Genomic DNA, 20,811 nt, shown 5'->3' with positions numbered 1-20,811 from the left:
TCATGCGAATTGTCATTCTAGGAGCTGGGACCGTTGGAACGTGGATTGCCGACCTGTTGTGCCGCAACAATCACAGCGTCACGGTTGTCGAAAACAATTCGGACCACGTGCGAGCGATCAATGCCGAACTTGATGTGCGTGCCATTCACGGTTCTGCTTCCGAGTCGGCGATCTTGTTTCAAGCGGGTATTATTGGGTGCGATCTTTGTTTGGCCCTAACGGGTGATGATGAAGTCAATATTGTCGCTGCCAGCATGGCCAAGGCGATGGGAGCCCGACGTAGCGTGGCACGCGTTTATGGCCGGGTCTTCCGCGATTTGAGCACGTTCGACTATCAGCGACACTTTCGGATCGACCGTTTCTTAAGTCTCGAACACCTCTCGGCAGTTGAGTTCGTACGTGCGATTCGTTCGCCAGGGAGTGCCGTGCTCGAGAATTTTGCTCGCGGCGAATTAGAGGTACAAGAGATTATCTGTGACGATCCTGCGCCAGCAATCGGCAAACCGTTGAAAGAGGTCGGGCTACCGAAAGGAGTGCGGGTCGGCACGATTCAGCGGGAAGGAAAAACCTGGATCGCTGGCGCGGGAGATTCGATTCTGTTGGGAGATCACATCACTTTGATCGGTACCCGCGAGGAAATCGACAACGTCAAAGCGAAGTTTGAAGTCAAAGCGACGCCAGTCCGTTCCGTGGTGATCGCCGGTGGCGGAGAAACCGGCTTAGCGCTTGCGCGCATGCTGGAAGGTCAGCGATATCATGTGACGCTCATGGAAGAGAACATGGAGCGTTGCGAATTTCTGTCCCGGTTGTTAGAGCACACGACGGTGGTGCATGCAGATGCGACTCGTAAAGCGATCTTGGAAGAAGAACGGGTTGGCCGGAGCGACGTGTTTGTGGCTTGTACGGGGGACGACGAGAACAACATCATGTCGTGCGTTGAAGCCCGCGAGATTGGCGCTCCCGAGTGTATGGCAATTGTGCAGCGTCCCGACTACGCAAACGTTGTCGAGAAGTTGGGAATCAATTTGGCCGTGAGTCCTCGCAACGTGGTGGCTCGGCAAGTGCTGGGGCTGCTTAATAGTGGCCCGATCATTTCCAAGAAGAATTTACCTGGGGGTGGGATCGCGATTGTGGAATTTGAAGTCATGCCTGGGGTAAAAGCCACTCAGCATGTGATCGCAAATTTGAAGCTTCCGCCCCATTGCCTTATCGCGGCTATTATGAGTTCGGACTACGTACGTGTGGCTTCGGCGGATGATCGCTTGACGCCGGGTGATACGGTTGTCGTTCTCGTCGACGAAGCATCCTTGGACTCGGTCGTCAAGCTGTTTGACGAGACTTCCTAATCGCATTCAACCCAAGAGCGTCATGAACTATCGCTTGGTGTGCCGACTTCTTTCGATCATCTGCCTGATTATCGGCGTGACGATGGTCTTTAGTCTGCCTTGGGCCTGGCCACAGTTGGGGCATCGGACCGGTGAAGATTTCCAGCAGTTTGAAACCTATGGTTTTCTGGGGCTCATCTATTCCATTTTGTTGAGCATTGTTTGCTGGGCCATCTTTTGGCGAATTGGTCGCCATGCTCAAGGTGATCTCTATCGGCGCGAAGCGATGGCGGTGGTTGGCCTGAGTTGGGTGGTGGCAACCGTCTTAGGGGCGATGCCCTATATCCTGAGCGGGTCCAGCAACAAACTGGCCGTGCGCCTGTTTAGCTCCCATGAAATTGCTCCGCAAATCTATGGGGATCCTGTGTCACCATTGACCCAGGAGCAATATGCCTTGGTCGATTCGCTTGTTTCCGCAGGTGCCAAAGGATTGCCTGCCCGCAAGCTCGAAGAACAGTACGACGCCCGCATGCGAAAGTGGAGCAAGGTTGAAGATCCATTGCCTGATTTTCGCGTCGTGTTTGAGGACCTGAGCGAGTTGTCTCATTGGCGCGGCGTGTTGATTCATCCTGGCCAAGAGCCTGATAGTCCTTTGGATCGAGCCAACAACTATCGAATTCGTGGGGTTCGGATGAACATCGCCGATGCGATTTTCGAGTCGCAATCAGGCTTTAGTACCACCGGGGCAACGGTGATTGCAAATCTTGAAGATCCTATCAGCTTGCCGCACTGTGTCTTGTTCTGGCGTAGCAGTACGCATTTCCTGGGTGGGCTAGGGATTATCGTGCTGTTTGTTGTGATTCTCGGGCAAGGCTCCGCAGGCAAGGCGTTAATGCGGAACGAGATTCCAGGCCCCAGCAAAGAAGGCTCACACTCGCGGATCCAACATACCGCTTGGATGTTTGCCGCGCTTTATTGCGGCTTGAATTTGATTTTGACGTGCTTGTTATGGCTGTTGGGAATGGATGTTTTCGACGCAATTTGCCACGCCTTTGGGACATTGGCAACAGGAGGCTTCAGTACATACAACGCCAGCCTGGGGCACTTCTACCAAGTCAATCACACGATGGGAGCGTGGATCGAGTACGTTGTCATCGTCTTCATGGTCTTGGCCGGGTCGAACTTCACGTTGCTTTATTTTCTGATGATTGGTCAGGCGAATCGGTTGGTCGGTGATATCGAGTGGCGTTATTACATGGGGATCATCATTGGGGTGACCATTTGTGTGATGTCGTTTGGAATGGTCTACGACGACTTCATCATCGATCCGAATACGTCAAGCTTTACCGAATTTCAGCTCGCGCTGCGGAATGGTCTGTTTCAGGTTGTTTCCATCATTACGACCACCGGCTACGGCACCCACGACTTCGACAAGTGGAATAGTTTTGGCCGCGGTGTGTTGTTTTTGCTGATGTTTGTCGGAGGTTGTGCGGGAAGTACTGGGGGTGGCGTGAAGGTAATTCGCCACATCCTCTTTCACAAGATTCTGTTCTTACAGCTAGAGAAATCGTACCATCCTTCGGTTGTCCGCCCTTTGCGACTGGGGGGAAAACCGGTTGATGATCCTGATTTGCAGACCAATATATTGATCTATTTCAGCTTGATCCTGGTGCTATTTGTGTTTGGCTGGCTCTCGATCGTCACGCTCGAACCGGATACGACCTGGGGCTCGGCGGAAGAGCATATCGAGCACAAGCTAATCGATAGCGCCACAGCCGTTGCTGCCACCCTGAACAACGTGGGGCCAGGGCTGGGGATCATTGGGGCTACGCAGAACTACGCGAATTTTAGTTGGTGGACCAAGCTCCTATTCACGGCATTGATGATGATCGGACGCCTGGAAATATTTGCTGTTCTGGTCCTTTTGATGCCACGATTTTGGCGGTCGAGATAGGCAAAACGAGCTAGAGGCTCGGCAATTGGGCCGTTGATTGCCATGTGCTTGCAACGTTTGCGTGCTAGAACTTTAATAGAGACTAACCTCCGCGCGCTTCTCTTAGGAGAATTTTTCTCAATGCGACTTGCCATTTGCTGTTTGTTAATCACCGTAGGTTTCTTGCCAACAGACGTCTTCGCGCAGCGTCGTCAGCAACCTCCCAAAGAAGAAAAGCTCGATCTCCCTTCCGATCCTCGTTTAGTTGAACTCCATCGCGAGTTTGTGACGAAAGCGGAAAAGCTGGGTGACGAATATGCCCGGAAGAAAGATTGGGAGAAAGCTCGTGTTGCTTTCAGCGAAATTCTGAAGCTGGTTCCCAACTACAAGCCTGCCGTCGAGAAAATGAAAGTGGTCAACGGCGAGCTTTCTAATGCGAATAAGAAGATCATTGCGGTCGAGGCTCGCGAAGGTTGGCAAGACACCGGGATTGATGTCGTCGCTGGAAGTCCGATGGGGTTTCGCACTGAAGGGGAGTGGATGTTTGCCCACATAGGAGATGCCAATGGTTTAGAAATCCCTCGCGAAATGCGCGACTATCGCTTAGGTTCGCTGATTGGTGTGATTGCGAAGTCAGCGGTGCCTGATAAAGACACCGTGCCCTTTACGATCGGCGCACAAAAGCAAATGAGCATGCCACAAACCGGTCGTTTGCTATTGAAAATGCATGACATCTACAACGATGACAATCGCGGATCGATTCGTGTCGAGATAACCGGCAACTTCTAAGGAAGGAAGCGTAGATTGGCCGAAGCAACAACACCGCCGCCGACCCTAGCGGCCAGGATTGGATTGTGGCTTGGCCCTCTAGCGGCCATCCTCTTATGGGGTATGCAGGCTTCCGGCAGCTACCTCGATGCCGAGCGTCCGCAACTCAACGCTATGGCGGGCGCGTTTGCTTGGATGGCGATTTGGTGGCTGACCGAAGCGATCCCCTTGGCGGCTACGTCGCTTCTGCCACTCGTCTTGTTTCCGCTGCTAGAGATTCAACCGGTTAAAGAAGTCGCTTCGGCGTATGGCGACCACAACATCTTTTTGTTTCTTGGCGGTTTTCTGATTGCGTTAGCGATCGAACAGGCTGGCTTACACAAACGCCTGGCCTTGACCATTGTTTACGTTATGGGAGACAACCCGGCTAAGCTTCTATTAGGATTTATGGTCGCGACCGGCGTGATGTCGATGTGGATATCGAACACCGCCACCACGCTATTGATGTTGCCGATTGCGACGAGCATTCTAGCCGTGGCCGATTTAAAACTCGTTGGCGAGTCGGCTCGGAAGAACCTGGGGGTTGGCTTGATGCTGGGAATCGCATATTCCGCTAGTATCGGCGGAGTGGCAACGCTAGTCGGAACGCCACCTAACATTGCGTTCGCCTCGTTTTATCGCGAGAACTTCCCGAACGAGCCCAACGTTTCCTTCCTCGCTTGGATGTTGATGGCCCTCCCCTTCTCTGCCGTGTTTTTGTTGATTACATGGGCAATTCTCGGGTACGTGTTGTTTCCCGTAAGCAGCAAGGAATCGATTGGCGGGCGAAGCGTTATCCTTGATGAACTCCATAAGTTGGGCCCGATTTCTGCTGCAGAGTGGCGCGTTGGGGCGGTTTTTCTGACGACGGCCTTGCTTTGGATCCTACGCGAGCCGGTCAAAGGTTGGGGCTGGGGCATGGCTTTCGTCGATGCCGATGGCAAACAGTTTGTCAGCGATGCCACGGCAGCAATAGGCATGGCCGTCCTCTGTTTTCTTATTCCTAGTGGCAAAAAGAACGAGCCTCACGAGCCTCTGCTAAACTGGGATGCCACCGTGAAAGTCCCTTGGGGAGTACTTCTTTTGTTTGGTGGTGGTACGGCCTTGGCCAAAGCCGTGAATGCCTCGAAGTTTGATCTTTATCTTGGCGCGCACATGGCCAACATGATGAGCGATATGTCGCATTCGGCCATGGTGGTCGTCACGGCGACCGGCATGATCTGGTTGACGGAGTTCACCTCGAACTTGGCCAGCGTTCAGACATTCAATCCTGTGCTAGGAAGCGCCTCGCAGGAACTGGGAGTACCGCCACTTCTGTTGTTGGTGCCAGCCACTCTGGCGGCAAGTTGCGCCTTCATGATGCCTGTGGCAACGCCCCCCAATGCGATTGTTTATGGATCTGGACGGGTGCCAATCGGCAAGATGGTCAAGGCAGGCATTGTGCTAAATATCATCTCGATCGCCTTGGTTTCCATCACAGTGCTGGTGTTGGGACGATATGTCCTCGGCACGTCATAAAAAAAGGGAGGTCTAACTTAAGACCTCCCTCGGGATCGCTTGTGGCGGAATCGGCTAGTTCGACCTTAGCGGGAACGAACTGACAATCGGTGGTAAATAGCTTGAGAGGTAGTAGGCTTTAGGGGCGGATAGTTCAAGCATCGTGTCCCAACTCATGGCCTTGCTCTGGGAGAGCCCCACATCGAACAATGAAGTTGGCTGGGTGTAAGTCACCACGCGGGTTGATTTGACGTCGATCTTGGCCAGTTCTGCCGCACGGGCTACTGCTTCTTCAATAAACCCGATCTTGTCGATCAGGCCAGAGTCGAGGGCTTGCGTAGCCGTGAAGATTTCACCAGTGGCTAGTACATCGAGTTTTGCGGGATCGGCAGCAAATTGGGGACGACCTTCTTTCACGATGTCTTTGAAACGCGTGAACGATTGGTTGACGTATTCCTGCAAGATCTCTCGGTTTTCAGGGGACATTTCACGCGTCATGGTCAACATCTGCTTGCGCGGGTGACTCATGATCGAATCGTCTTCGACATGATATTCTTTCATCAGCCCCGAGATGTTGTAGTGCGGGATGATCACCCCGATCGAGCCCGTGGTGGTGGTCGGCTCGGCGAAGATCGAGTCTTTCTCATCTTCAACCGCCATCGATACGTAGTACCCACCGGAAGTGGCCATGGCCCCCATGCTGACGATCAGGGGAATGTCCCGATCTTTTTTCAGCTGCTTGAGGTGGTGCAAGATATAGTCCGACCCGGTGACGGTGCCGCCGGGCGAATCGACTCGCACAACGACCGCTTTCACGTCTTTATCTTCGCGGGCCAAGTCGATTTGCTTGCGGATGTACCCTTCGCCCGACATGATCACGCCAGTGATATTGATCACGGCTATCTTATTGTCCGCAGTTTTGTCGCCAGAGAAGAACTTTTCAGAGACACCTTCGGTGGTGTTGTAATAGCTGGACGAGCTGATTGCCAGGGCGAGAATGATCGGAATGCAAAACATGACCCCTAGCCACCCGATGGCAGCGACGATTCTCCAAAGAATGCTACCGCGAGAGCCATTTTGAATGATGATTTGCTGGGGAGGTGTAGGCTGAGGGGGATTGGGAAGCGGTTGGACCATTTCCGGGGGATCCTGATTGGCCATAATGCGTGGGTCCTGACAGCTAAAAGGTATTGCGTATCTAGTTGTTTGTCGTAGTGAAGGTGACAACGTTTCCGTTATTCTACGTTTCAACCCGAGAGTGGCAATTTGGCGAACTGGCTTGCTCCCTAAATCGGGCAATTTATGGGAGGATTCTACTCTGGTGTTGTCAAAGCATGCCCAATACCGGTAAGCTACGCCGGATTGTTTAATCGTAACGATTAATATTTCTAGAACATCCCATGGCAGGTGAAGGAGTCGAGCCGTGTTCGTTTCCGCTTCGACCGAGTGTTTTCCCGACTTACCCTTGCGTGATTGCATGGAAAAGCTGGTCGACTTGGAATTTAGCGCCGTCGATATGACGCTGGATGAAAATGGTGACCATCTGCGGCCTTCCGATGTGTGCAATAACTTGCAGCATGCGATCGATATTTGTCACGATACGCAGCGGTTGGTAATTTCCAATTTTCGCCTCTTAAGTAACGCGCAAGGGGACGATCGTTATCGCGAGTACGAAGAAATCTGTCGGTTGGCCAAGGCCGTCAAGGTTGCTTCGATTACCATTCCGAGCGGACCGTTCGGCACCCCTTTCAATGAAGAGGTCGAACACCTACGCGAGATGGTCGCGATATCCGCCAAGGAAGGTATCGTGACCAGCATGCACACGCATGTCGGCTGCTTGTCCCAAGACTGCGATACGATTCAAGTGCTGTGCGACAATGTGAAAGGGTTGGGGATCACGCTTGATCCGAGCCACTTCATCTGTCGCGAAGATGGCCCGAAGAGCTACGACAAGGTGCTGAAATATGTCAGCCATGTCTACCTTCGCGACACGCGGCAAGATGCGATGCACGTTCGGGTTGGCCAAGGGGAAGTGGAATACGGTCGCTTGATCACCCAGTTAGAGCAGTCCGGCTACAACCGAGCGTTGACCGTTCACATGCCACCACTGCCCGACACCGACCAAATGGCCGAGATGCGGAAGATTCGCCTGCTGCTGGAAAGCCTCCTCTAAAGAGCCGCATGAATGGCCGCCAAGGCCTCGCCGCAGCTTCCATCGACAAGCATATCTGCCATCGAGTCGAGGCCCGTTTCGTCGCGGTTGATGATGACTAGCTTCGCCCTGTTGCGTTTAGCTAGTTCGGGCAGTCCCGCTGCCGGATAGACGACTAAGGACGAGCCGACCGAAATCACTAGGTCGGCTTCTTGGCACCAGTGGTGTGCTCGCTCGAAGACCTTCTCAGGCAACGACTGGCCAAACGAAACGGTCGCATGCTTTAAACGCCCGTCGCCACACTTTGGGCAAAGCGGTACCTGATTCGTTGTGCGGAACTGCTCGACAAACGGGGCCACGGGAAAGCGGGCATCGCAGTCGAGGCAAGAGACTTCCCGAGCCGTTCCGTGCAATTCCAGAACATCCTGGCTGCCAGCAATTTGATGTAAGCCGTCGATGTTTTGCGTGATCACACCACGAATAAGCCCCGATGCTTCCCACTGGGCAATCGTATGATGCCCGACGTTGGGGACCGCTGCGGCGAACTCGGTGTGGGCTTCTGACTTTTGAGACCAATACTCGTGCCGAGCTTCGGCGCTACGGCAGAACTCGTCGAAATAGACGGTTCGGTACTTGGTCCACACCCCTCCAGGCGAACGAAAATCTGGGATACCGCTTTCGGTGCTGATGCCAGCTCCGGTGAAAACAACCGCCGATTTTGCCTTGCGGAGCCACAGAGAAACGAGTTGGAGATCGGACGACACGTTATTTATCCCTAAAAAATCAGCTTCATTTGATGCCCAGTAGCTAGGAAACATGGGGCAAGTCTTGTATTTGCCATAGAGTTATGGCATCTTCAACCCTGCTTTCTTAAAGAAAAGCAAGCTTTTCTGATGACCCCCTCCCCTGCCCCCTCTGATCGAGTTCTCGGGAATGATTCCGTTTGATATCTGTCTGCTTGGTGATTCTCTGCTCACCGCTGACCAATACGCAGTTCTTTGCCTGCTGGTAGGCATGGCCACCGTATTGGGGCTAATTATCGTTGTCCGGGCCAATGCCTTTCTGGCGTTGATTGCGGCAGCAATGGTGGTCAGCCTAATGGCCGATGGGCCGATTCAAGATAAGTTCTCACGAGTGGCCTCGTCGTTTGGGGGTACCGCTGGCGGTGTTGGTATCGTGATCGCCCTAGCCGCCGTCATTGGTAAATGTATGTTGGATAGTGGCGCCGCCGATCGGGTGGTTCGGGCGTTCATGTCTATTTTTGGCGAAAAACGTTCTTCCATTGCGTTGATGGGCAGCAGTTTTGTGCTGGCGGTGCCGGTTTTTTTCGACACGGTTTTTTATCTGCTGGTACCACTGGGGCGTTCTCTGTTTCGTAAGACGCAGAAGAACTATTTGTTGTATGTGATGGCGATTGCAACCGGTGGAGCCATCACGCATACCTTGGTCCCCCCTACCCCAGGCCCGCTTGTCGTTGCAGATCAATTGAATGTCGACAAAGGGTTGATGATCTTGATCGGCGCGGCGATTGCTTTCCCCGCTGCGTGCATGGGGTTGTGGTTTTCGTCGCTGATGAATCGCATCATGCCGTTACCGATGCGGCCCCTCGGTGCCGAACCAGAGCCGGCAGCAATTCCCGACGATAAACTCCCTTCCCTCTGGATCTCGCTCGCTCCGGTGTTGTTACCGGTGATCTTGATTTCAACGAACACCATTCTCACTACCATGGCCGACACCGAACGGGCCGCGCAGTTGCAGCCTGGCGATATTGCGGACTGGGATGCTTTTCGTCAGCCAATTCAGCAAGGTGCGGCTGCTGCAGGAGATGGTACGAATTTTGGTAAGCACGTAATCGCAACCATTCGTGGCAATGGTAAAGACGCCGAACGAGAGGAACTTGCTTCCTTATTGCTACAAGATGGTTCGCTGAACGACGGGCAAAAGGAAGTCGCGCTAAATCGGCTCAACCAATACCTGCTCGTCGATAAAAACTTCCCGAAGAATCAAGACGCGTTTCTGGGATCAAAGCTTTCGAGCACAGCGGTTAGCCTTTCGCGCAAGCCAGTCGCCCGGATGAGCCCGGTTGAAGCAGAGCGAATGAACCGAGAAACGTTGGAATCGGTTTACGGACCCGAAGTGCTCAAGCGGCATGTCTGGAATACCAGCAAACGTGAGTTGGCCAACATCACCTCGATGCTGGGCGACGCAAACTTTGCCTTGTTGCTTTCTGCTGTGATTGCCATGTGGACATTGGCCGTGCAGCGGCAATTTACCCTCAAAGAGTTGGCCTCTTCTGTGGAGGTCTCGTTAATGAGCGGCGGCTTGATTATCTTGATCACCGCAGCCGGAGGTGCCTTTGGGGCGATGTTGACCGTTGCCAATGTCGGGGATGCAATTCAGCACATGTTCCCAATCGGTTCCGATGCCTCCTCAGCCAAGCTGCTGATCTTGTTCTTAGGCTTTGGCATTTCCGCAGTGCTTAAAATTGCCCAGGGTTCCAGCACGGTCGCGATGATCACAGCCAGCGGTATGCTCGTGAGCTTAGCTTCCCCAGAAACACTTGGCTGCCATCCGGTTTATCTGGCGACCAGTATTGGGGCTGGCTCGCTGATCGGGTCGTGGATGAATGACAGCGGTTTCTGGATCTTTGCCAAGATGAGCGGGCTAACGGAAGTCGAAGCGCTGAAGACTTGGACGACGCTGCTTTTGGTGTTAGGAACCACTAGTTTTCTGGTCGCACTGCTTATGGCGGTTGTTATGCCGTTGACGTAGTCGCGGCTTGCGGGCCAAGGTACCGTCAGTGCTGTCATGGCAGTGCATTTTGCCGGCATTTTGATCTAAAAACGAACCAAATCGGTGCCTTCCGCATACAATACAATGCGAAAGGAAGCCCGATGTAGGATCGGTTCAGGAAGTACCGCAGCGCCAGGACGCGCGATCGACGTAAGACTTGAGATAGGGCTCAACCCGTTTCACCGGTATCCGGAGTTCGGGCTGTAGTGATTCTAGGGAAGATATCCCGCCAAAAACGTCGTCGATTTTTTGACCAGGGCAAAATCGTGATCTATAGTGGACTGGGTCGAAATAACGGCCCGTCCTTCACGAGATTAACTCCCCCCCAGTTGCCGGTATTTCGACCCGTTCTCAGTGCCCTACATTTCTCTCTGGGCCTGAATATTTCGTGTCGTCGTCGGCAGCAATGGAAACTGGACGCTGCGACGGACTATGCACAAAACATCAAAACCATATAAGAAGTGGGCGCTTGCTCTTCTTGTCGCCTTGGTCACTCTGGTACCGGCAACCTCTTATGGTCAGGTCCAGATTCCTGCTGAAGCCAGAATTGACGAAACCGCGGTTCGCGAGGTTTTGGCCAACGGCGAGCAGCTTGAACGCCAAGGGCGATGGGGCGAAGCACTCACTTTCTATGAAGACGCTTTGCGTTTGAACGGCTTCGACACCAGTGTTCAGCGTAAAGCGAATCTGGCTCGGCTGCACTACGATGTCGGACGACGGTACGCCGACCAGAGCTTTATCCGCTCGGTCGACAGCATGAGTCGAGAAGACGCATTGCACCTCTATGAAGAAGTCTTGGGTAAGGTTCAAGCGAACTACGTCGATTCGCCTCGTTGGAGCGATGTGGCCCGCGAAGGTTTGAAGCAATTGGATGTCGCTCTGAAAGAAGAGATCTTCGCTACCAAGAACCTGAAAAACGTTAGCCAAGACCAGATTAATCGCGTTCGGCAGATGCTCAACGAGAACGTCAACTGGCAAAACGTTGGTTCGCCGCAGCAAGCCGTCGAGATGGCAAACTACACCGCAGAACTGATGTGGCAAAACCTGGGTGTGATTCCTACGGCGACAATTTTAGAGTTTGCTTGTGGCACGGCCGCTTCCCTCGACCCTTATACAAGCTTCCTCACCCAAGATCAGCTGAACGAAGTCTTCTCGCAAATCAAAGGTAACTTTGTGGGGCTTGGCGTCGAGCTGAAAGCCGACGAGAACTCGTTGCTAATTGTTCACTCCATCAATGGAAGCCCTGCCTACCAGGCCGGCATCCGTGCTGGTGATCGAATTGTGGCGGTCGACGGGCAGCGAACCGAAGTGATTTCGACCAACAAAGCGGCTGACATGCTTAAGGGTGAGATCGGATCCTCGGTTCGGGTGACGGTCGTTTCGCCGAATATGCCTGCTCGCGAGTTGGTGGTTCGCCGCGATCGGGTAGAGGTGCCTAGCGTTGACAACGTGCACATCATGGATAACGAAGCAAAGGTTGGTTATCTCAAGATCACTAGCTTCCAAGAAAACACGCCTGCCGATCTCAGCCAAGCTTTGTGGAAGCTGCACCGCGACGGGATGCGAGCGTTGGTGATCGATCTGCGGGGCAACCCAGGCGGGCTGTTGCGTGCTTCGGTCGATATGGTCGACTTGTTCGTCGAGCAAGGAACGATTGTAAAGACTCGCGGGCGGAATGCTCGGGAAGACTTCGATTACACGGCCCACATGCCAGGAACTTGGCGGGTGCCGCTAGTTGTGCTGATCGATGCCAACTCGGCCAGTGCTAGTGAAATCTTTGCCGGAGCGATTCGCGATCACGGTCGAGGAACGGTTGTCGGCCAACGAAGCTACGGTAAGGGTTCGGTGCAGGGGATCTTCCCGCTGGAAACCGCTGGTACCGGTCTTCGTCTGACAACGGCGAAGTTCTTTTCGCCGAGTGGCCGAGCGATCAGCCGTAACGGGGTTATGCCAGACGTCAATGTTCGTGTGACTGCCAAGCCGGCCATCGACGGGAACCAGTACGTGGGCGACACCGCACCACAGCACGATCCCGTAATGGATGCTGGGCTCATGGCTGCTCGGCAACTGTTGGGTGCCCCTGGGGCCCTCTCGAACCGGTCACTGGATCAGCGATAAACAGCTAAGCAGAGGGGATCGACCGTATTTGTTGATCGTTCCCCTCTGGTTGGCGGCCTCTGAGGCAATCGCTACGATTGAACGGGTTGGATAACCTGCGCCAAAGCGCGATCGATCGTCCCACCCGATTCCCCGTGGCGAAGGCCTCGCATCTTGTTTTTCCAAAAACTGGGAAAGTTTGTCGTCCAGTATCCCTTAGCGATTATCACCTTCTGGGTGGTCTTCGCCGTTCTGGCAATTGCTCTGCCGCCTCACTGGAACGATGTCACACTTGATGGTGATCTGGCGTTTCTGCCCAAGAATATGCCGAGCGTGGAAGCGGATGCCCTCTTTCGGCGGGCTTTCCCTCAGCGGCAGGCGAAGAGCCAGTTGGTGTTTGCCATTTCTCGCGCGGATGCCGTGCTGAGCGAAGACGACCTGCGTTTTGCCGATCAAATGGCTTCCCCTTTGCAGAATGCTCAAGGGATTTTCTTATATCGTTCGGCAGAGCAGCGGGCAAAGGTAGAGGGAGCAAGCGAGACCGAGGGAGAGGTTGCGGCCCCAATACAGTACGCGCTAGAGGCCTGGGAGGAAGCCGCTCTGCTCGATCCGCGAAACTGGCAGCCCCTTTGGAATATGGCCTACGCCAATCAACAATTGGGCAGAATGGACGAGACGCAACAGTTTCGTCAACAAGCCATTGCGGTGCGTCCTGAACTGGTCGACCAGACACTAGGGCTTGTGCCGGAAGATCCATTCAACTGGAATCAGTTCGACGTGCTGACTCGGCACACTCAGGTGCGGGGAGATATGCTGGCCAGCAAGGATGGTCATGCCGTTTTGGTGGTAGTCGAGTCACGCAATGAATTCATGGCAACCGACAACATTCGTGTGCTGCAAGAGGCTACCCAGTACGTCCAAGCTTGGCGCGAGCGAGCCAAAACAGAAGGGCTGACGCATCTTGAAATTGGTGTCACCGGAAACGCTGCAATCGGCGGCGAGATGTTGTTGGCTGCTAAAGAAAGCATTGCCAATACCGAGCTTTACACCATCTTATTGGTGGTCGTCATCCTGCTGGTGATTTACCGCACGCCTATGATGTTGGCGGTGCCTCTGTTGGCGATTGCGGTCTCGTTCATCATATCTTCCTGGCTCGTAGCCCTGTTGACGCAGGTGCATTATTTGCCTGGCCTGGAATGGGTTGATTTCAAAGTATTCAAGACATCACGTATTTTTATCGTCGTGATCTTGTTTGGGGCAGGGACCGACTTTTGTTTGTTTCTGATTGGGCGTTATCGGGAAGAACTCGTCCGCTGTCGCGATCATCAATGGGCAATCGCCCAGGCCTTAGCCGGAGTCGGGGAAGCCTTGACGGCTAGTGCGATGACCACCGTGGTCGGGCTGGGCATGATGTTCTTTGCTGATTTCGAGAAGTACCGCAACAGTGGGCCAGCGATAGGGCTGTGCTTGTTGGTAACTTTGATTACTTGCTTAACACTCGCCCCTGCGATCATGCGTTTTTTGGGGCCGCTGCTCTTCTGGCCTTGGGGAGACTCGCACCAGTTTGTCGAGAAGAGCCGCCCGCTGACAACGGCATGGTGGGAGCAGATTTCGCATTGGGTCTGTCGCTGGCCAGGGCTAACGCTGACGGTGGTTGTGCTGCTGCTAGGAATAGTTGGCTTTCCGAGCATGTGGAATCGTATTACGACCGGCCAAGCGGTAGAGGTCTCGTACGACCTGTTCGGCGATCTCGACAACGACCGCATGGCGAAGCAGACGGCGTTGCAACTACGTGAGCACTTTCCTCTAGGAGAGAGTGGCCCACTTACCATTCTGGCCGTGAACTCCAGTGGCAAATTTGGCGAGAGGGAAGGGCAGTCGATCATTGTGGATCTGTCACGCACCATTTTCGATTCCGATCCAGATGTCGATCAAGTCTTTTCGAGCGAGCAGCCGTTGGGTGATAAGCCCGCCGGTTTTTCTTTTTCCGGCAGAGGCCGTCAGGTGATGATGTTAAAGAATCATCGCCGTACGAAAGAATTTTTCCTTGCCCAAGAACCTAAGTTGCGTGGTGAGATTGCTTTGTTACGAGTGATTGTTGATCGGAACCCGTTTTCTAACGAAGCGATCCAACTGCTCGGAAAAATCGAGAACGATCTCCATGCCAAGATCAAGACCTTGCCGCCACCTTGGAACGAAACGAAGATTTTTATTCAAGGAACCACCCCTTCAATTCGAGACTTACGATTCGTGACGCAGCGCGATCAGAAGAGAATAGAGCTTGGGGTGATCGTGGCGGTGTTCTTTGTGCTGCTGGTTATTCTGCGGCGTCCCTTTGTTTGTGCCTACATGATTTTGTCGGTGCTGTTTAGCTACTACGTGACATTGGGAATCACAGAAGTATTCTTCCGCGCCGTTTACGCCGATAGCTATCAGGCGTTGGACTGGAAGGTGCCTTTGTTTTTGTTTGTTATTCTGGCGGCGATCGGCCAGGACTATAACGTTTACTTGGCGACTCGTGTATTTGAAGAACAAAAACGCCTGGGACCAATGCCAGGACTACTGCGCGGGATCACGACCACCGGTGGCATTATCACAAGCTGCGGTTTGGTCATGGCAGGCACTTTTGCTTCGATGTGCATGGGGACATTACTGGGGGTGATAGAGATCGGGTTTGCCCTTACCGTGGGTGTGCTGTTAGATACCTTTGTTGTCCGCACGATTATGCTGCCCTGTTTTTTGGCCCTGCTGATACGATTCTCGAAAACGGCCGATACTGCCGTGACAAAGCAGTAACTGGCCGGGAATATTTCGCCAAGGATCATTGATGCGAGGCTGCGAAAGCGCCATATTGTGATTTCGCTCAGGAATCGAAGTGCCACTTGATCTCTTGCGTCTGGCAGTGGTTTTCCGGTTTCCACCAAGCAGCTAACTGCCCCTATGTAGCGTGTTCTGACGTATCACTGAATAGAAAGGGAGCCCCAACATGACGCCCAAAGAAGTCTTAGCCCTCTGCCGCGAAAACGATGTTAAGGCGGTCGATTTTCGTTTTATGGATTTTCCTGGCTTATGGCAACATTTCACGATTCCTGTGAATCATCTGAGCGAGGACACGTTCGAGGACGGCCTGGGCTTTGATGGTTCGAGTATTCGTGGCTGGCAAACTATCAACGAGAGCGACATGCTTGTCGTTCCGCAGCCAGATACGGCTTTTGTCGATCCGTTTACTCAGTTGCCTACGCTGGTATTGATTTGCAACATTCAAGATCCCATCACACGAGAAGACTACTCGCGTGATCCGCGGAATGTGTGTCGCAAAGCTGCCAACTATTTGAAGAGCACCGGTATCGCGGATACCTGCTTTATCGGACCGGAAGCAGAGTTTTTTGTTTTCGACGACGTCCGCTTCGATCAGCGGGCCCAGCATGGCTTCTATCACATCGATAGTGTGGAAGGGGAATGGAACCGGGGCAAGGACGAGGGGCCGAACCTTGGTTACAAGCTACGCCACAAAGAAGGTTATTTCCCTGTTCCCCCTTCTGATTCGTTGATGGATCTGCGTAACGAAATGATGCAGACCATGATCGAATGCGGTTTGAATGTCGAGGCACAGCATCACGAAGTTTCCACGGCAGGGCAGTGCGAGATTGACTTGCGGTTCAACGAGATGGTCAAGATGGCGGATGACTTGTTAATCTACAAGTATGTCATCAAGAACGTGGCCAAGCGGCACAACCGTACTGCGACCTTCATGCCGAAGCCTGTGTTTGGCGACAACGGATCAGGCATGCACACGCACTTTTCGTTCTGGAAAGAGAACGAACCTCTCTTTGCAGGTAGTGGCTACGCAGGCTTGAGCGAAACGGCATTGCATGCGATTGGCGGTTTGCTGAAACATGCTTCTGCCGTTTTGGCGTTCACGAATCCAACGACCAATAGCTACAAACGTCTCGTCCCTGGCTACGAGGCACCGGTTAATTTGGCGTATTCGCAGCGGAATCGGTCGGCTTCGTGTCGCATTCCGATGTACAGCCCCAGCCCGAAGGCGAAGCGGGTTGAATTTCGTTGTCCCGATCCGACCTGTAATCCTTACTTGGCGTTTGCTGCGATCACGATGGCAGCGATTGACGGGATTCAGAACAAGATCGATCCTGGCCAGCCGCTCGATAAAGACATCTACGATTTGCCGCCAGAAGAAGCAGCCGCCGTGCCGAAGACACCAGGCTCGTTGGACGAAGCCCTCGACTGCCTGGCAGCCGACCACGACTTCCTCCTGCGTGGCGACGTATTCACCAAGGATGTGATCGAGACGTGGATTGAATACAAGCGAAAGAACGAAGCGGACGCAATTCGCCTGCGACCGCATCCGTATGAGTTCTGCTTGTACTACGACATGTAGAGGTCGCAAAATCGACGTTCCCTCTTCCGTTTTAGAGAAGAGGGAACATTTTTCTATTAGCCTGCGACTACTTGGGCAACGTTCTCAGGGGTAACCGGCGAGATGACCCCTTTCTCGGTGATGATGCCTGCGATCAGCCCGGCAGGGGTCACATCGAACGCCGGGTTGTAAACCTGCACGTTCTCGGGTGCCGTCTGCTTGCCCATGCCGTGGATGATTTCGACCGGGTCACGCTGTTCGATCGGAATGCCATCGCCAGTCGGCAGAGAGAGATCAAAGGTGCTGATGGGGGCAGCAATGTAGAAAGGAATGCCGTGTGCTTTCGCCAGCACGGCTACTCCATAGGTGCCAATTTTGTTGGCTGAGTCTCCGTTGGCTGCGATCCGGTCAGCGCCAGTGATTACGGCGCTGATGCGACCTTCCTTCATGACCTGGGCGGCCATGTTGTCGCAAATAAGTGTGGCCGGAATGTTCCGCTGCATCAATTCCCAGGCCGTCAGACGCGAACCTTGGAGCAAAGGACGCGTCTCGTCCACGAAAACGTGAATGTCTTTCCCTTGATCGTGACAGGTAAACATCACCGCCAAGGCAGTCCCATAATCGGCCGTTGCTAGACCGCCAGCGTTGCAATGGGTGAGGATGCCGTGGCCAGGCTGGATCAATTCAGCTCCATGTTTGCCAATTGCTCGGCAGACCTGGCGATCGTCTTCGTGGATGAAACGGGCTTCCGCCAGCAAGGCCGCATGAATTTCAGCGGTCGACTTGCCAGCTTCTTTCTCCGCAGCGTAGCGAGCCTTTAAGCGATCGAGCGCCCAAAACAGGTTCACCGCTGTAGGGCGACTTCCTGCGAGGTACTCGACAACTTCGTAAAAGCGGGCCTCGAACTCTTCCGGAGATTTATCGGTTGCCGTTTGAAGCCCCACGATAACCCCATAAGCGGCGGCAATCCCAATCGCCGGTGCCCCGCGGACACGTAGCATCTTGATGGCTTCCCAAACCGTTTCCACGTCTCGGCAGTCGAGATAAATCAACTCGACTGGTAAACGGGTTTGGTCGATCAAGACAAGATGACCAGCAGTATCACCTTCATAACGAATGGGATCTGGAGCGGCTTGTGTGGGGCTATCGGCAATCGTCATAGGTTCAAATCGAGATAGGTTCGTAAGGAAGATCAAACGTGGCGGCCACCGGTTGGTTGGTGACGCGTCCGGTGTGAATGTTCAAGGCCGTTTGTAGTTCTGGTGATTCGGCCAGCGACTTTTCAATGCCGTTCTTGGCCACACGCAATGCCCAGGGAAGGGTAACGTTACAAAGGGCAAACGTACTGGTACGGCCCACAGCACCAGGCATGTTGGCCACACAGTAATGCAGCACGTCGTCGATTAGGTAGGTGGGATCGCTATGGGAAGTGGGATGGGAGGTTTCGATGCAACCACCTTGATCGACAGCTACGTCAATGATCACGCTGCCGGGCTTCATCAGTTTCAGGTCTTCTCGCGAAACCAGCATAGGCGCTTTGGCGCCAGGAATCAAAACCGCCCCGATTACTAAGTCGGCTAGTTGTAACTGATGGCGAATAACGTGACGGTCGCTGAACAGAACGTTGACGTTCGGAGGCATCACGTCATCCAGGTACCGCAGACGATCCATGTTGATATCGAGGATGTTCACATCGGCATTAAAACCGGCAGCGATCTTCGCTGCATTGGCGCCGACAATTCCTCCACCCAAGATCGTGATATGTGCCGGAGCCACGCCAGGCACGCCGCCAAGCAGGATGCCTTGTCCCATTTGTGGCTTTTCCAGGTACTTCGCCCCTTCTTGAATGCTCATACGCCCGGCAACTTCACTCATGGGAGTAAGCAAGGGAAGGGTGCCACGTTGATCGCGAAGGGTTTCGTAGGCAAGGCAAATCGCCCCGGAATCGATCATCCCTTGCGTCAACTCTTTGCTGGCTGCGAAGTGGAAATAGGTGAAGACAATTTGCCCCTTTCGAATCAAGGCAAACTCTTCCGGCTGAGGTTCCTTGACCTTCATGATCATGTCGGCTTGGGCGAACACTTCTTCTGCGGTGTCCACCAGCGTGGCTCCCGCTTCCAGGTATTGTTCGTTGGTCAGCCCCGACCCGATGCCCGAATCCTTTTCGATGATCACTTGATGACCAGCACGAACAAACTCTTCCGCGCCGACGGGCAAAAGGGCAACGCGGTATTCATCGCGTTTCACTTCTTTCGGGATACCGACGATCATTGAGCTGACTCTCCGAGAGATGGTTTAAACAAGAGAATCAATTCATTGTGCCGAAGAAATCCGATTCTTGCTATCAGGCTTCTTCGTTGACGTCGTCGAATTCTTCCTCTTCAGTACTCTCGTCGGGGTTAGTCGTTTCTTCTGGAAATTCGTCTTCTATTTCTTCGTTGAACTGCGGCTTGCCAATCTTGCCGAACTCGTCTCGTTCGTCGCTCGACTCACGTTTTTTCAGGTACAGCTTGATGGGTACTTCAGGGAAGGGGACCGCGTCGCGGAAGGACGAAATCAAGTAACGTTGGTAGCTGGGGGAGAATGCCTTAGGCATGTTCACCATCAGCACAAACGTAGGTGGTTGCTCGCCGACTTGGGTCGCGTAGTAGATCTTGGGCTTACGGTTCTTATACAACGGTGGGGGATGATGTGCGACGATCTCTTTCAAGATGCGGTTTAGTTCCCCAGTCCCAATCCGTGACAAAGACTGCTTGTACAGCATTTGGGTGTGGTTAAGAAGCGTTTTTACGTTCTTGCCTGTCTTGCCGGTGATGAACGCAATGGGCACGTGCGACATCATCGGGAAGGTCTCGTGCAGGTAGGTCGCCCATCGATCGGTAGGCATTTGGGTGTGATACAGATCCCACTTGTTGACTACGAAAATGCACGGTTTGAATTCGTCACTGATATAGCGAACGAGCTGCTTGTCGACCTTGCTGATCTGCTGCGAGGCGTCAAAGAACATCAGAATCACATCGGCGTGACGAATGCTACGTTCGGCCCGATGCGTACTGTAGAAATCAATGTCGGTTTTCACGCTAACACGACGGCGAAGCCCTGGCGTATCGATAGCGACAAACGACTTGCCGTCCATCTCGAAGCGAACGTCGACACTGTCGCGGGTTGTGCCAGCCACTTCGCTGACAATCATACGATCGGACTGGGCCAGTGAGTTGACAAAAGTGCTTTTGCCAACGTTGCGTCGTCCGACGATTGCCACCTTCATTTCCGTGGCTTCTTCTTCGTTGCCGCTGGAAGTTGTGTCAGGCAGGCGATCGACAATGATATCGAGAAGTTCGCTTTTATTGCGGTTTTGCAGCGTGCTAACGGAAACCAGCTTGCCCCGGCCCAGGCGATAGAACTGATCCGCTTCAACGTCCATGTGCGGCGAGTCCGCCTTGTTGGCGACAAGAACCACCGGCTTATCAATCTTGCGGAGCCGCTGAGCGACCTGTTGGTCTAGCGGAAGCATGCCGCTACGAACATCCACCACAAAAAGAATCACGTCAGCTGAATCGATCGCGATTTGAATTTGACGTTCGATCTCGTCGGTCAAATTATCGATATCATTCACGCCGATCCCGCCGGTGTCGACGATTTCAAAAAAGCGATCGTTCCATTTTTGGAGATGGACCATGCGATCGCGCGTAACACCGGCAACATCGTCGACAATCGCCAAACGGCGACCGGCCAGCCAATTGAAAATGCTGGATTTACCGACGTTGGGACGACCAATAATAACTACTTGTGGTACCGCCATTGGGCAGAATTCAGTCTGAGTGGGGAG

At 53.5% G+C, this 20,811-nt stretch carries 14 protein-coding genes; 9 read left to right on the top strand and 5 right to left on the bottom strand.

What is annotated here, in order from left to right; genetic code table 11:
- Positions 1-2 precede the first annotated feature (2 nt).
- The 4 genes from trkA to DTL42_RS11030 all read left to right on the top strand — a co-directional run bounded on the left by trkA (position 3) and on the right by DTL42_RS11030 (position 5,583).
- A complete protein-coding gene (trkA, locus tag DTL42_RS11045) occupies positions 3-1,346 on the top strand; it encodes a Trk system potassium transporter TrkA (protein WP_114368777.1) in 1,344 nt (447 codons plus the stop codon).
- A 265-nt stretch (positions 1,347-1,611) separates the two neighbouring features.
- Positions 1,612-3,279, top strand: a complete 1,668-nt coding sequence (locus DTL42_RS11040; protein WP_425305519.1) for a TrkH family potassium uptake protein — start codon at positions 1,612-1,614, stop codon at positions 3,277-3,279.
- Positions 3,280-3,399: 120 nt separating this feature from the next.
- Complete coding sequence (locus DTL42_RS11035; protein ID WP_114368776.1) at positions 3,400-4,047, top strand: tetratricopeptide repeat protein; 648 nt, start codon at positions 3,400-3,402, stop codon at positions 4,045-4,047.
- Positions 4,048-4,062: 15 nt separating this feature from the next.
- Positions 4,063-5,583 (top strand): SLC13 family permease, encoded by a 1,521-nt coding sequence (locus tag DTL42_RS11030; RefSeq protein ID WP_114368775.1) that lies wholly within the window; start codon positions 4,063-4,065, stop codon positions 5,581-5,583.
- Positions 5,584-5,637: 54 nt separating this feature from the next.
- On the opposite strand, the gene sppA is transcribed toward DTL42_RS11030, so the two are convergent.
- Positions 5,638-6,699 (bottom strand): signal peptide peptidase SppA, encoded by a 1,062-nt coding sequence (gene sppA / locus DTL42_RS11025; RefSeq protein ID WP_114368826.1) that lies wholly within the window; start codon positions 6,697-6,699, stop codon positions 5,638-5,640.
- Positions 6,700-6,985: 286 nt separating this feature from the next.
- Here sppA and DTL42_RS11020 point away from each other — a divergent pair, with 286 nt between their 5' ends.
- Entirely contained in the window at positions 6,986-7,735 is a 750-nt protein-coding gene (locus tag DTL42_RS11020; RefSeq protein WP_234824166.1) for a sugar phosphate isomerase/epimerase family protein, read from the top strand.
- On the opposite strand, the gene DTL42_RS11015 is transcribed toward DTL42_RS11020, so the two are convergent.
- A complete protein-coding gene (locus tag DTL42_RS11015) occupies positions 7,732-8,478 on the bottom strand; it encodes an SIR2 family NAD-dependent protein deacylase (RefSeq protein ID WP_158545322.1) in 747 nt (248 codons plus the stop codon). The two genes, DTL42_RS11020 and DTL42_RS11015, sit on opposite strands and share 4 nt — an antisense overlap.
- Before the next feature lie 169 nt (positions 8,479-8,647).
- Between DTL42_RS11015 and DTL42_RS11010 the strand changes: the two genes are divergently transcribed.
- From DTL42_RS11010 to glnA, 4 genes are all read left to right on the top strand, one after another.
- Positions 8,648-10,486 carry a GntP family permease gene (locus DTL42_RS11010; protein WP_114368773.1) on the top strand — a complete coding sequence of 613 codons (1,839 nt, stop codon included), beginning with the start codon at positions 8,648-8,650 and terminating at the stop codon, positions 10,484-10,486.
- Between the two features lie 453 nt (positions 10,487-10,939).
- On the top strand, positions 10,940-12,625 hold the full coding sequence (locus tag DTL42_RS11005) for a S41 family peptidase (protein WP_114368772.1): 1,686 nt from the start codon (positions 10,940-10,942) through the stop codon (positions 12,623-12,625).
- A 153-nt stretch (positions 12,626-12,778) separates the two neighbouring features.
- Positions 12,779-15,400: an MMPL family transporter gene (locus DTL42_RS11000; RefSeq protein ID WP_114368771.1), complete on the top strand. Its 2,622-nt coding sequence runs from the start codon at positions 12,779-12,781 to the stop codon at positions 15,398-15,400.
- A gap of 190 nt (positions 15,401-15,590) precedes the next feature.
- Complete coding sequence (gene glnA, locus DTL42_RS10995; protein WP_114368770.1) at positions 15,591-17,003, top strand: type I glutamate--ammonia ligase; 1,413 nt, start codon at positions 15,591-15,593, stop codon at positions 17,001-17,003.
- A 56-nt stretch (positions 17,004-17,059) separates the two neighbouring features.
- Here the strand turns inward: glnA and mtnA are convergent, their stop codons facing one another.
- The 3 genes from mtnA to der all read right to left on the bottom strand — a co-directional run bounded on the left by mtnA (position 17,060) and on the right by der (position 20,784).
- Entirely contained in the window at positions 17,060-18,142 is a 1,083-nt protein-coding gene (mtnA, locus tag DTL42_RS10990; protein ID WP_114368769.1) for an S-methyl-5-thioribose-1-phosphate isomerase, read from the bottom strand.
- Between the two features lie 4 nt (positions 18,143-18,146).
- Positions 18,147-19,253: an alanine dehydrogenase gene (ald, locus tag DTL42_RS10985; protein WP_114368768.1), complete on the bottom strand. Its 1,107-nt coding sequence runs from the start codon at positions 19,251-19,253 to the stop codon at positions 18,147-18,149.
- Positions 19,254-19,326: 73 nt separating this feature from the next.
- Positions 19,327-20,784, bottom strand: a complete 1,458-nt coding sequence (gene der, locus DTL42_RS10980; RefSeq protein WP_114368767.1) for a ribosome biogenesis GTPase Der — start codon at positions 20,782-20,784, stop codon at positions 19,327-19,329.
- Positions 20,785-20,811: the final 27 nt, after the last annotated feature.

This window comes from Bremerella cremea (genome assembly GCF_003335505.1).
In the GTDB taxonomy this organism is placed as follows: domain Bacteria; phylum Planctomycetota; class Planctomycetia; order Pirellulales; family Pirellulaceae; genus Bremerella; species Bremerella cremea_A.
This window is presented reverse-complemented; position numbering and strand designations above follow the sequence as displayed.

Excerpts from the sequence above, each read along its gene's own strand:
- trkA (WP_114368777.1), top strand. The coding sequence starts at position 3 with ATGCGAATTGTCATTCTAGGAGCTGGGACCGTTGGAACGTGGATTGCC.
- DTL42_RS11005 (WP_114368772.1), top strand. The coding sequence starts at position 10,940 with ATGCACAAAACATCAAAACCATATAAGAAGTGGGCGCTTGCTCTTCTT.
- ald (WP_114368768.1), bottom strand. The coding sequence starts at position 19,253 with ATGATCGTCGGTATCCCGAAAGAAGTGAAACGCGATGAATACCGCGTT.
- DTL42_RS11035 (WP_114368776.1), top strand. The coding sequence starts at position 3,400 with ATGCGACTTGCCATTTGCTGTTTGTTAATCACCGTAGGTTTCTTGCCA.
- sppA (WP_114368826.1), bottom strand. The coding sequence starts at position 6,699 with ATGGTCCAACCGCTTCCCAATCCCCCTCAGCCTACACCTCCCCAGCAA.
- der (WP_114368767.1), bottom strand. The coding sequence starts at position 20,784 with ATGGCGGTACCACAAGTAGTTATTATTGGTCGTCCCAACGTCGGTAAA.
- DTL42_RS11010 (WP_114368773.1), top strand. The coding sequence starts at position 8,648 with ATGATTCCGTTTGATATCTGTCTGCTTGGTGATTCTCTGCTCACCGCT.
- DTL42_RS11040 (WP_425305519.1), top strand. The coding sequence starts at position 1,612 with ATGGCGGTGGTTGGCCTGAGTTGGGTGGTGGCAACCGTCTTAGGGGCG.
- glnA (WP_114368770.1), top strand. The coding sequence starts at position 15,591 with ATGACGCCCAAAGAAGTCTTAGCCCTCTGCCGCGAAAACGATGTTAAG.
- mtnA (WP_114368769.1), bottom strand. The coding sequence starts at position 18,142 with ATGACGATTGCCGATAGCCCCACACAAGCCGCTCCAGATCCCATTCGT.